9 protein-coding genes are annotated in these 12,328 nt (G+C 47.4%); 8 read left to right on the top strand and 1 reads right to left on the bottom strand.

Annotated features, from left to right (window positions below):
- Positions 1-86: 86 nt before the first annotated feature.
- The 5 genes from GTP58_RS13320 to GTP58_RS13300 all read left to right on the top strand — a co-directional run bounded on the left by GTP58_RS13320 (position 87) and on the right by GTP58_RS13300 (position 7,427).
- Entirely contained in the window at positions 87-1,385 is a 1,299-nt protein-coding gene (locus tag GTP58_RS13320; protein WP_229215561.1) for an ATP-binding protein, read from the top strand.
- Positions 1,382-3,235: a TnsD family Tn7-like transposition protein gene (locus GTP58_RS13315; RefSeq protein WP_161077856.1), complete on the top strand. Its 1,854-nt coding sequence runs from the start codon at positions 1,382-1,384 to the stop codon at positions 3,233-3,235. The genes GTP58_RS13320 and GTP58_RS13315 overlap by 4 nt, the downstream gene beginning before the upstream one ends.
- On the top strand, positions 3,202-4,911 hold the full coding sequence (locus GTP58_RS13310) for a TniQ family protein (protein ID WP_161077855.1): 1,710 nt from the start codon (positions 3,202-3,204) through the stop codon (positions 4,909-4,911). Before GTP58_RS13315 ends, GTP58_RS13310 begins: the two co-directional genes overlap by 34 nt.
- 93 nt (positions 4,912-5,004) lie before the next feature.
- Positions 5,005-6,573 carry an AAA family ATPase gene (locus GTP58_RS13305; RefSeq protein ID WP_161077854.1) on the top strand — a complete coding sequence of 523 codons (1,569 nt, stop codon included), beginning with the start codon at positions 5,005-5,007 and terminating at the stop codon, positions 6,571-6,573.
- Entirely contained in the window at positions 6,570-7,427 is an 858-nt protein-coding gene (locus tag GTP58_RS13300; RefSeq protein ID WP_161077853.1) for an HNH endonuclease, read from the top strand. The genes GTP58_RS13305 and GTP58_RS13300 overlap by 4 nt, the downstream gene beginning before the upstream one ends.
- Positions 7,428-7,490: 63 nt before the next feature.
- Here the strand turns inward: GTP58_RS13300 and GTP58_RS13295 are convergent, their stop codons facing one another.
- Entirely contained in the window at positions 7,491-7,970 is a 480-nt protein-coding gene (locus GTP58_RS13295) for an SOS response-associated peptidase family protein (protein WP_373924746.1), read from the bottom strand.
- A 161-nt stretch (positions 7,971-8,131) separates the two neighbouring features.
- Between GTP58_RS13295 and GTP58_RS13290 the strand changes: the two genes are divergently transcribed.
- The 3 genes from GTP58_RS13290 to GTP58_RS13280 all read left to right on the top strand — a co-directional run bounded on the left by GTP58_RS13290 (position 8,132) and on the right by GTP58_RS13280 (position 12,285).
- The gene (locus GTP58_RS13290; RefSeq protein WP_161077851.1) at positions 8,132-8,395 is read left to right on the top strand and encodes a helix-turn-helix domain-containing protein; all 264 of its coding nucleotides are present in this window, start codon (positions 8,132-8,134) and stop codon (positions 8,393-8,395) included.
- A gap of 146 nt (positions 8,396-8,541) precedes the next feature.
- Complete coding sequence (locus GTP58_RS13285) at positions 8,542-11,514, top strand: TrlF family AAA-like ATPase (protein WP_161077850.1); 2,973 nt, start codon at positions 8,542-8,544, stop codon at positions 11,512-11,514.
- A gap of 39 nt (positions 11,515-11,553) precedes the next feature.
- Positions 11,554-12,285 carry a DUF5677 domain-containing protein gene (locus tag GTP58_RS13280; protein WP_161077849.1) on the top strand — a complete coding sequence of 244 codons (732 nt, stop codon included), beginning with the start codon at positions 11,554-11,556 and terminating at the stop codon, positions 12,283-12,285.
- Positions 12,286-12,328: the final 43 nt, after the last annotated feature.

Here is a 12,328-nt window from a genome sequence, read left to right as displayed (position 1 = left end):
CGGAGGCCGTCTACAAAGCTGTAGGCGGCCTTCGATATGCTGAAAACCCTTTTATCGAAGCGTTGCCCCCGCTACCGGAACACAGCATGGAATATGTGACGATGGTTTCAAATCGTCCGCCAGTACCGGATGCGGAACTCCGTAAACGTGGTGACGTTATCCGTAGCACTGAGCTATCGACCATGTCTGATTTCGTGTATCCATTTCTAGCTTACGCAAAAGCGTGCAAGGCAATCGACACGATTCTTCGGGAGTCATATGTCAGCCGGAATCCCATAAGTCGCGATGACAAACATCGACGCCATTCCATTGCGTCATCCACCGGCTCTCTAGCGTTACCCAGTAATTGGAAAAGTTCCGCGCAAGGGCATATGATTCTTGCCATGACTGGTATGGGAAAGTCCACGCTGATCAATGCAGCATTAGCCCGCTATGATCAGGTGATCGCGCACACCGAGTACAACGGGGAGCACCTGCGCTGCCATCAGATTGTTTATATAAAGTTGGTCGTTCCGTTCGATGGCACGATTAGAAGTCTGTGCGATCAGTTTTTCCAGAGGATCGATGCAATCCTAGGCACGAACTATACGCGCCAAGCAAAAAGTTTACGCTCGATCGCACCTATGGTGAACCTAATGCATCAGGTAGCAACGACTTGTTCTATTGGCCTGATCGTTGTAGACGAATTGCAGAATTTGCGTGCAGCTAAAGCCGCTGGCGCAGAAGCATTGCTCAACTTGTTCAGTGACATCATCGAACGGCTCGGCATTAGTCTCATCGTAGTGGGAACCCCCGCCGTTCAAAAAGTCATGGCTCGAAGCGTTCGTAACATTCGCAAGCTCGGCAGCGACGGTTGGACTATACTTAATCCGATGGATCCAAACAGTGACGAGTGGATAAATTTCACGAGTAGTCTCTGGCGATATAGTTACGTGACCCATCATATGCCACTTTCCGATACTGTGAGGAGAGCTTGGTTTAACGCTTGTGGTGGTAACACTGCGTTCGCTGCACTCGCCTTTATGCTGGCGCAAAAGCACGAAATCGGTGGGCGAGAAGTCATCGACAAGGAATCGTTTGAGCGTGTGATTGCCAAAGACATGGGGTTTCTCAAACCCGCCATAAACGCTTTGCTAAGTGGAAGTGACACAGCTTTAGCAATGTTTGACGATCTCGTCTTCACGGAGGAATTCAAAGTTCTTCAAAGTAAGATGGGCTTAGCAAAATACGACGAGGCTCCAAAATTAGTTGAGCCTGCCCAGCCGGACTTTGACGAGGTCGAAGCGGAAGCGCGCCGTGCCCCGCCGAAGGCCAAGAAAAATAAACCCAGCAATGATGCTGCTTATCTCGTCGATTCTAGTATTGAAGATCCATTTGTAAGATGAGAAAAAATGCTGCACGTCTTGGAAGACGGAACGGTATCAGGCTTGCCTATGTGCCTGAAATCCAACCAGATGAGCTTCTACATTCTTGGTTGGGCCGGGTCGCTAAGACGAATTGCATTCCACTCCTATCCCCCAATTCCTGGGGAGAGACTTTGCGCAGCGGCTCGATCATTCCAGATCTGCCGACAGACCTGCTCAACTTGATGAACTGGCTTTCGGATGACTCTCCATATTCATCGGTCCAGCAGCTGATCGATTTAGGAACGATGTATCCGTACCATCGGTCATTTCTTTCGCCTGAACGACACGCGGAAGTACAGGAAAAACTGCTTCACGGCGATTGCACGGGATTGAAGACATTGCTAGGTCGAGTCGCAAATGGTTTCGGTGCGAATCCAAATTTAAACTACTGTACCGAGTGCGTCTCGGAGCAGATCAAAACCAACGGCCATAGTTATTGGTGTAGACAACACCAGATGCCTGGCGTGAAAGTCTGCGTAAAGCATCATCGCCCACTGCAAACGTTGGCGACACCGCGAGCTGTCGGAGAATTCCTCTATCCGCCAGTTGAAGCGTCATGGATGTGCAATTCGCCCTCAGCATCGGTCACGCAAATGCAAATGCGGTTTGCACGCCTTAACAACGAGTTGCTGTCGGCTAACCTAACGCCTATAGATGTGCCTACTCGGATTCGGGCATACGCGGATGAAGCGAAAATCAAGGGCTACATAAACCGCAACGGAAATGTCGATAAGGCGGCTTTAGCTAACGCGCTCCTTCATCACTATGACAATTTCTCCGGCTTAGCATTCCGTGAACGGCTACTATCCAGTAGATCGATGCCGCTTGCCTGGGTACATGCGATGTTCACGCGTTCGGCGAAATCTCAGCACCCAATATGCCATTTGTTGATGATTGGATTCCTGTTTACGTCAGTCGCTAACTTCATGGAAAAAGTAGCGGGGATACGTACAAGTAGCACCGCCAGTTATACGCCAACGGTGGGGGACAGCCTACTAACTGAGATGGAGGAGCTGGAGCAGGCATTGCTGAAAGACCTTTCGCTGTCTTGTCGCGAGGTGGCCAAACGGCTTCAACTCTCTATCACGACCGTTGTTTCTCGACGAAGGCAATTGCGTCTTCCTATATCGAGTCGACGGAAGACCGTTTCAATCGATGATATTGAACGTATTAAACAATCGCTTAGTCTTGGAACGCCCGTAGCGGAAGTTGCGGTCGCGCTCTCAACGTCAGTGAGCACTGTGTATCGCATTCGATCCGAATTCGCCGACGAGTTAGAACGAGCGACCGAGCCAAATGCCAAAGTTCAAAAAGATCGAGATGCACTCCGTTCGCTCATAGGTACAAATCGTGAGCTGAGCATTAACGAAATTCGCTCAATGAACCCGGCGCTATATGCCCGCATCTATCGAAATGACCGTGAATGGATGCAGGAAATTATGCCCCGCCGCAAGGCATATGTAAGCTCAGACCGTGCTAACTGGGCTTTGAGAGACGATAAGTTTTGCGGAATCTTGGACAAATTTGTACTCGAATTTTTACGCAACAAAAATCGTGGGCAGCTCACATATGCCCTGATGCTCAATCAATTGCCTGAAGCAACTGTCAGAAACAACCTTCATAAGATGCCAAGGTTGAATATCTTGTTGCAGGCATACGTCGAGTCCAAACCAGCATACAGCAGGTTTCGTGTTCGAAATGCCGTCAATGCACTCCGAAACTCCGGCTCGAAATTTTCGAAGTCGGCCGTGCAGCGCACGGCAGGAATCAAAAACTGGACGCCCGAACTGGATGCATGTCTAAATCGTCACTTAGAGATAATCCTGTGATACGACTCCCATTCATTCCCGCCCCGTATCCGAATGAAATTTTTGGCTCTTGGCTTGGAAGAATCAGGCATCTGAATCAAGCTGGCGCGTGGGATCAATTAAAATTAGATTGCGGGCTTACTGACAGATGGCTAGGCTGTTTCGATATTCCTGATAACCACGCAAGACACCAAAGGCTGTTTGAAGCCTTAGGAACGAATCTGGGTTGGGTTCTAAAAAATCTGACCACGTACCCGTACTTTGAAGCGTTAGGTGCCGGTGTGGACTTGGTCCCCGGTACTACAAGATACGCCATACATGACACGAAACTGATGTCTAAGTTAGGAGTGAGCCGCATCCCTAACGCATCGAGCATGCCGCGATACTGCCCATGTTGCATCGCGTCCGATATTACGGAAGTTGGCGAACCATTTTGGCATCGAGAGCATCAGCTTCCGAATGTTTTCTATTGCGTGACGCATCGGCAGCTCCTAAAAGCAACGTGTGGGACATGCAATGTTTCAGTATCCGGTGTAGATCAAAATAAAAGGCTCCGCGAATTTTGCGTAAACGGTCACTCTCTTCAAAGATCCTCCGCCGAATCTGAAGTAGATCACACTCTGTATTCGCTGTCCAAATTCAGCGTACAGAGCCTAGCTGAACCGACTCGCAGCTACAAGAAACCTGAAGTATTGGATCTAGTACACGGTTTACTCAGAATTCGTAATCAGAACGCAAGATCTCCATCTATATCCACTCTGCTTTGTAGCTTTTACCGAGCCGACCGTTCGCAAATCTATAAGGACTATGTGGAGGTTCATAATCCCGCTGACCTGGACTACAGCGCATTTTTTTTATTGAAAAAGAGAGATGCACAAGCGACCGTTCCGTGGATGTATGCGGTCTTGCTTGCTCTGGAATGTGATTGGTCCTCGCTTGATTCGCATTTCACAGACGCACCACTTACTCCACCTAGAAACCATAGCCCAAGACGTGTACACGACATCGATCTCAATATCGACTCCGCCAGATCTGCTATCAACGATACGGATCTCAGTCTGGGCCAGCGAGGCGCTCCGTTTAAAGCTTACTGGTATCTAGCGCTATACGATCACGAGTGGCTAAAATCGCGCTATCCGGGACTTAAGCCTGTGCCAAGTATTCTTGAAGATCGCGCCACAATCGCTAAAAACATCCTATCAGAAATTGCCTCTGGATCATCCGTGCTTACTGGAAAACAGAAAGGTCCGTTCACAAGAGCAGAGATAAGGGACAAGCTTTGGCAAAACAGGATCTGCGGACTATTTGAGATTGTGAACAAGCCGAGTGAGTTTGAACCAAAGTCGGATATCTTTGAGGAGCGAAAAAAAATCGTGTTCAACGCTGTACAGGTATTGCTCGCTGAGCCTGGGCCACCTCAACACATAGATGCGCGCCGCATTGCAGAAAAAATTGGACTCTCACATGAAACAGTTCGTTCGACTATCTCCAGGTCGCCGGAAATACTAGCATCATTGCAAGCATATCGGGAAAATTTTATTAACTTACGTTTAATTTGGGCGTTACGCGACATCTCCGACAAAGGCGAACCGGTAACACATACGAGTATATCGTTATCTTTAAAAGTAAATCACTCAGTAGGAATAACGCTTCTTGAAAAACTTAAAGAGATCTTGAGTAGCGACGCCCAGATTTAATTTAGACGTAACCGATAATAATTTAACACAGTGCTAGAAAATTATAGATTCTCGCTGAATTCCATTCTAGATTTTCACTTGGAGAAATAGTTTATGAAATTTAAAGTTATTGGCAGGTCTAATGCCATTACACCAGAGCCAGACACAGCATTTTTAGAAATAGATCATTGGAATGACTATTCCATTATAACAATGTTTCGACTGGTGTACATTGGTATTAATGGTGAGCGGAATGATATTGGTGCCATAAAAATTGGATTTAAGGGTCAAACCGAAGAAAAAGCTACCTATGAAGTTTTAGATAAGGAATTTCCCTATCTAGGAGATAACTATTTTTCACTCGGCCAAGACATTAAATTTTATCGCCGACTAAGTGAACTTCCTAACGGAAAAGGGATTGATATTGCGAAAGCTTTATGCGACATAGTTCTTGATCCGGGTATTATTAAAGATATTAAAGATGAGAAAACCTTACGAATATCGCTACTCCGAGATATTTCTCTCGGTGTGGTTTTGGGGCAATACCACCGCACTTTGACTGGCGCTCCTGATCGGACAGACTTTAATTTTCGGTTTACCAGATCAGAGACAGAAGAACTTGGGGCTGTTTCAATCGACTTCTCGATAAAGGTTGACTCGACTCCAAGTACAAATATTCATGCGATTATAGGACGAAATGGCGTAGGAAAAACTACGCTCTTGAATGGCATGATTAGAGCAATTACTGAGAAAGGCAACGAATCTAAATTCTTTAATTTGCAGTCATTTCAGCCCATCCCCATTCACCCTAATTATTTCAGCAGTCTAGTATCCGTCTCATTCAGCGCTTTTGATCCCTTTGACCCGCCCAAAGAGCAATCCGATCCATCTAAAGGGACGTGTTATTTTTACATCGGACTAAAAGACCCCGCTCAACAACACCGGCATCGCACGATTCCTGAACTCAGAGCAGATTGTACAAGGGCTCTTATCGGCTGTTTCCGCAACGAAGGTAAGAGTAAGCGTTGGCAAGATGCAATAATGAAACTGGGTTCTGACGAGCATTTTGATCGCATGAAATTGACGCAACTACAAGACGTCTTTTCGGCGATGCTCGCACGAAGCGCATTTCAATCAGATTCGGACGAGTTTTTCTCGGAATATTATTCAGAAATTGATAAATACTTATCTCGAATGAGTTCAGGCCATGCAATCGTTTTGCTCACGATTACTCGCTTAGTAGATACAGTGCAAGAAAAGACATTGGTATTATTAGATGAACCTGAAAGTCATCTTCATCCTCCTCTTCTTTCTGCATTTGTCCGTGCGCTTGCAGATCTATTGTTACATCAAAATGCGGTTGCCTTGGTCGCCACCCACTCGCCAGTCGTTTTACAAGAAATTCCAATGCTTTGCGTTTGGAAAGCACATCGAGTCGAGAAGGAAGTCACTTTCAAGAGGCCGAAACTTGAAACATTTGCAGAAAATGTCGGAATGCTTACCAGCGAAGTTTTCGGCCTGGAGGTCGCTAGATCTGGGTTTCACGATATGCTAGCGTCGGAGGTAAAAAATGGGGCATCGTTTGATGAAGTAATTTTGAAATATAGAGATCAATTGGGTATAGAAGGTAGGGCGATCCTACTAGCTCTTATCGCTAATACCGCTGGAGGTCAGAGCAAATGATGCGTCTGGACGATCCAACTTCCGGGTACGATGATACTCTTACTACTTGTATTAGTGGTGTGTTGAGAAAAGCGTTTAAAGACAAAATTGAACTCGACAAACCTGTTCTTATACAAGCTGGCAAAGATTATATTACCGCTGGGAAGGCAGGAACGCTAACCGACATCCATCCGACTGATCCTGCGGATGCTGACCCTGTGGTCATTGGATCGCTTCGCAAAAGCGAACTCGTTAATTTGTATGAATATTATTTCAGAAATAAAGAAAAGGTCGAAGCACGTAAAATTTACTCGAAATTGCTAAGTTGTGCCGGGGAAGAGTGCCCCTTCTGCGGCGGTATTGGAAAACCACGTAACCTTGATCATTTTTTGCCGAAGTCGCGCTTTCCTCAATTCTCCGTGCTTCCACAAAACCTTGTCCCATCTTGCCGGGATTGCAACATGGAGGGCAAGGCCGAGGAGTTTGCAAAAACCGCCAGCGATCTGATTATTCATCCTTACGTTGATGATGATAAATTTTTTAAGCAGCAGTGGATTCAAGCGAAGTGCATCCTTGACAACAACAACCTACCGTCCAGCGTCTTTTACTTTGTCTCGCCACCAAATGGGTGGAACCAAGTAGATAAGGACAGAGTTAAAAAACATTTTGATAGTTTTGGGCTTGCGAATAATTACGCCCTCCAAGCATCTGTGCATCTTCAAACACACGTAGATACAATCACTGCGCTTCGGAAAGCTAATATCCCTAATGAATTAATACGTACTGCAATAATTGATCCAGGAATGAACAATGCTCCTTTTATAAATCACTGGGTACATGGAATGTTTCAAGCCTTATCTGGTTACTTAGGTTAAATAGTATCCGCTCAATTATAGTTTTAAGAATTTCAGTTCCCCCTTATACCTAGATGTATCCGCCTAAAACAGCTCCCCTTGCAAGGTGGTTTCTTGCTTGGGCGCTGGCTCGGCGTACATCAACTCAGGTGGATACAACTGGAGGAACGCTCTCGCTCGCTCAGGATCTTTGCAGCTCAACCAGTCATCGTATTCTGCCGGAGGCACGATCACTAAACTGCGCTTCTCTTTCCCTGGGCGGTGAAAACGTTTCATCAAAGGGTGCTCGTCAGCGTTGACCGTAATCTGAGTAAAGCTGAAGGACTTAGTGCCATCTTTTTCATCCCATTCACGCCAAAGACCAGCGACTGCGAACGGGCTTTGATCTGCCATCCCAATCCTCCACCGCTCATGGTGGCTCTTCTCGTAGTTTGGTTCGAAGAACCAGGTCATAGGCACAAGGCAGAGGTTGCCTTTCGCCCAAAAATTTTTGTAGTTGATGCGCTGCGTAAGGAAATCATCCCTCGCATTCATCGTGTCATAGTCTTCTTGCCCTTCTTTGATCTTTGCCTTTGGGTCTCATGCCGTACGAACCCACTAAGCCGCGCCTGCGGCCCGTTTGGTCGACACCCCAGTGCGAGGCAATGGGCACGATGGGTTTCCTCAAACAGCCATATCCGAATTTCAGATAAAATTGTTTTATCTGAAATTCGGATAATCAGACCATGTCCCAGTCAACTCGCTTTCAACCTCTGTATTCGGCGCTACAACTTGGCCAATTGCTCGTTTCAACGCGAAAGTGGAAGAAGATGACCCAAGCCGAAGTAGGTATCCGCGTGGGATTGAGCCAAAATCGCATTTCACATCTGGAAAGGCATGCCGATGAAATCAGCTACCAACAGCTCCTGAGTTGGTGTGCCGCACTTGAACTAGAGCTAAGGCTGGGAGTGAGAGATGCGTCCGCCGCAGCCAGCTCGGTAGAGTGGTGAGAAGCTGACTGCTCTCCGGCAGAACACAGCATTTCGTACTTGCCTAAATATAGTGCCAAGTCTAGGGCAGATAGTTATACTTTAAACATTTAATTTATTGTATTCTGTCTTCATCGCTTTATCGATGGCAACATAAGGAGAAATGCATGACGGCTTCTAGCGCTCAGCCACTCAACTCAGGGTCCAACTGGCTACGCTGGGAACCGCATGTGCATGCGCCTGGTACGATCTTCAACGATCAATTCAAGGGGGATTGGGCTAGTTATCTTGAAGCCTTAGAAGTCGCCGATCCTCCGATACGCGCAATTGCGGTCACCGACTATTATCTCCTCGACACCTATCGCATGGTCCGCGCTGAGAAAGATAAAGGTCGCCTCCCAGATTGCGACCTTATTTTTCCCAATGTCGAGCTAAGGTTAGACGTCGGGACTGCCAAGTCATGGATTAACTTCCATCTGCTAGTCAGCCCAGAGGACGATAACCATATTGAAGAGCTTTTGCGATTCCTTTCTCGGCTTTCGTTCCAAGCTTACGACGATACATTCGTATGCAGCGTTTCTGACCTAACGCGGCTAGGACGCAAAGCCGATCCTAGTATCTCTGCGGACATCGCTGCTTTGCGCTTAGGAGCTGAAAAATTCAAGGTGTCGTTTAATCAAATTCGTTCGGAGTACCAGATAAATGCTTGGGCACGGAAGAACATTTTGATTGCAGTTTCAGGCGGACAGACCGATGGTACTTCGGCCTTACAGAATGGTGCGGATCAGATTCTCAGGCAAGAGGTCGAGCGATTCGCTCACATAATTTTCTCTTCAAACGCAAACCAACGCGAATTTTGGTTAGGCCGGAAGAACCTACCGCCGGAGCAGATAAGGACGCTTTACGGCGGTTTGAAGCCGTGCCTTCACGGTAGCGATGCTCACTCTGTTGCAAAGACCGGCAACCCGCAGGGAAACCGCTACACTTGGCTAAAAGGTGCCTTAACGTTCGACACATTGAGGCAGGCCGCAATCGATCCAGTCGGGCGCGCTTTCGTGGGTGAAGATCCCCCGCCTATGGCAGCTCCGTCAGAAGTTATCGCTAGCGTTACGATTCAAAATGCTCCGTGGGCAAAAACTCCAACTGTGGCGCTTAACCCAGGTCTTGTCGCCATTATCGGAGCGCGTGGCTCCGGTAAAACAGCTCTCGCAGACATCATCGCGGCAGGATGTGACGCACACTCACGGCATATGCCGGAACAGGCATTTTTGCTGCGCGCCAAGGAACACCTTTCGGGGAGTAGCGTAGACCTGAAATGGAAGACCGGTGAAAGCGATCCCAGAATGCTGGACGGAACCGGTGTAGCGGCATCAGACAGTTACGGTCGTGCGCGCTACCTCTCACAGCAGTTTGTAGAAGAGCTGTGCGCTTCGGACGGAATAACCGACGGCCTACTGTCTGAAGTGGAACGAGTTATTTTCGACTCCCATCCTATATCTGATCGAGACGGAACCATCAATTTCAACGACCTTAGAGATCTACGTTCGGCCAGACATCGAGCTATGCGAGACCGCGAGGAATTATCGCTCGCAAGCCTATCCGAACGGATCGGAACAGAGATCGAAAAAAACAAGTCTGTCGCCGGACTTACTACCCAAACCCAAGAGAAGGAAGCACTTGTAAGACGTCTTGAGGCGGATCGGCTAAAGCTTGTCTCCAAGGGCAGTGAAGAACGTGTCGCCAGGCTCACAGCACTAACCGCGGCAGCGGAGATAGTCCGCGAAAATGTCCGCTACTACAATGCACAGCATCAGCAACTCATTATGATGCAAGATGAAGTCGCCAACTTTAGAGAAAGTGGAGCTGCGGAAGACCTTCGTGTATTAAGGGATAGCTATTCGAAATCAGGACTGGCAGTAAGTGATTGGGACGCGTTTCTGCTTGAGTACAAAGGCGACGTCGACAGCGTGTTGAAACGTCTGTTAGCTGATGCTGAACGCAACGCAGCGGGGTGGCGTGGACAGCCTCTCGGTGAGATCACGGATCTGAACGTTTCATTGATCGACGCCGATGCGCAGCTTGAAAGGTTGCCTCTGCGAACACTAGAGGCAGAGTCCTCGCGTATCGAACAGCTTGTGAATATCGACAAGGACATGACTCAGCGGTTTCGAACCTTGTCTTCAAAAATTGCGACGGAAAGCGAGCTGCTTAAAGGACTCAATGAAAAATTGGCAGACGCGAAGGGTGCGAAAGAGCGCCTAGACCGTCTGTCGTTAGAACGTGAGAGTACCTATCGTCGTGTTTTCCAAGCGCTGATCTCTGAACAGGAAGTGTTGTCGGACCTCTATGCTCCGATTCGTAGAAAGCTTGACGCCGCGACTGGCACATTAAATCGTCTTTCGTTTTCGATTGACCGCGTAGCCGACATCGAAAAATGGGCTGAGAGCGGTGAGGAGTTACTTGACCTAAGACGCCAGGGGCCGTTCAAAGGAAGAGGGTCTTTGATAGAGGCCGCTCGCACTCGGTTGAAGACCCCTTGGGAGCACGGCAGCGCCGAGGACGTCGACGCCGCAATGAAATCTTTTCGAGAGGAATACTCGGCTCAATTGCTTGAGCATGCTTTGGTTTTGAAAACGGATCAATCCGACTATCGCCAGTGGACTAAAAAATTTGCGCAGTGGTTATACAGCACTGCTCACATTACAGTTCGGTATCACGTCAACTACGATGGAATCGATATCCGCAAACTCTCTCCAGGCACACGGGGTATCGTGTTATTGCTGCTTTACTTATCGTTAGACGATACTGATACCCGTCCGCTTATCATCGACCAGCCAGAGGAAAATTTAGATCCCAAGTCTATCTATGATGACTTGGTGGGCCTATTCTTAAGCGCAAAAAGTCGGCGACAAATTATTATCGTAACTCACAATGCAAACCTGGTGATCAATACAGACGCCGATGAAATTATCATTGCCGAGTCGGGTGTTAGTTCAGCGGGCGCACTCCCAGACATTACCTACACCTGTGGCGGTCTAGAAGAGGAACCGATACGAAAGGCCGTCTGTAATATTCTAGAAGGTGGCGAAGACGCGTTTAAAGATCGCGCTCGTAGGTTGCGGGTTCATTTGAGTAGATAACATGTTGCCAAATTTTGGTACGTGAGCGTAGAAAAAAACATGAGTGACACTGATAGTATTAAACGCCGAGGCTTTCTGTCACATGAGATTGAAAACTATAGTAAGGAATATCGAGAACGTTACAAAAATGTGTTTTCGATTTGCGAGGCTAAATCTGATGCGGCAACACAGATTCTTTTCAAAACTGATATGTCCGTGTTCAACTCGACCGAAAGTTTACCTGTTGTAGCTTCGATTGCTTTATGGATGAGATGTATTTCCTCTTGCCAGGCCGCGTTGATATTGATTGAAAAAGGAATGATTCCCGAGGCTCAAACATTAATAAGAACTGCTTATGAATTTCTATTCTATAGCGTTGCAGGTTTGGGCAATCCAGAAGTGTTTGAAAGCCTAAAAGAGGGGGACAAACATGCGAGAAAGATTCAAGCAGAATGCATGAAGGCCAATGGAAAACATGAGCTGAGCGAGGAACAGATAAAAGAATTGGAAGATTTGGCCAAGGAAAATTTGGGCGGAAAGCGAGCGATCGACGCATTTCAGGCTGCTCGTATGGCCGGATTGACATATTTATATTCCACAGTCTATCGGGGAATGTCATTTATTTCTTCTCACCCGACGCTTGCGTCAACTAACGCTTTTTTTGAGGAAAGAGGAGATGGGTTTGGCTTAACCTTTGGCCCATCGGAAAAGGGATTAGAATTTAGTGTCGGCTTGATCGATACATGTCTACAGCACGGATCTACTATTTTTGACCCGCTATTGGCAGCATGAAAACTTTGCGCTACCGAACCATTTTTTCTTGATTAGTGATTCG

The sequence above is a fragment of the Duganella sp. CY15W genome (assembly GCF_009857555.1).
GTDB lineage: Bacteria > Pseudomonadota > Gammaproteobacteria > Burkholderiales > Burkholderiaceae_D > Rugamonas > Rugamonas sacchari.
The sequence above is the reverse complement of the archived record's forward strand: the minus strand, read 5'-3'. Positions and strand labels throughout refer to the sequence as shown.

Bases quoted from the DNA above. Each gene is read 5' to 3' on its own strand.
- GTP58_RS13320 (WP_229215561.1), top strand. From the start codon at position 87: ATGGAATATGTGACGATGGTTTCAAATCGTCCGCCAGTACCGGATGCG.
- GTP58_RS13315 (WP_161077856.1), top strand. From the start codon at position 1,382: ATGAGAAAAAATGCTGCACGTCTTGGAAGACGGAACGGTATCAGGCTT.
- GTP58_RS13310 (WP_161077855.1), top strand. From the start codon at position 3,202: ATGTCTAAATCGTCACTTAGAGATAATCCTGTGATACGACTCCCATTC.
- GTP58_RS13305 (WP_161077854.1), top strand. From the start codon at position 5,005: ATGAAATTTAAAGTTATTGGCAGGTCTAATGCCATTACACCAGAGCCA.
- GTP58_RS13300 (WP_161077853.1), top strand. From the start codon at position 6,570: ATGATGCGTCTGGACGATCCAACTTCCGGGTACGATGATACTCTTACT.
- GTP58_RS13290 (WP_161077851.1), top strand. From the start codon at position 8,132: ATGTCCCAGTCAACTCGCTTTCAACCTCTGTATTCGGCGCTACAACTT.
- GTP58_RS13285 (WP_161077850.1), top strand. From the start codon at position 8,542: ATGACGGCTTCTAGCGCTCAGCCACTCAACTCAGGGTCCAACTGGCTA.
- GTP58_RS13280 (WP_161077849.1), top strand. From the start codon at position 11,554: ATGAGTGACACTGATAGTATTAAACGCCGAGGCTTTCTGTCACATGAG.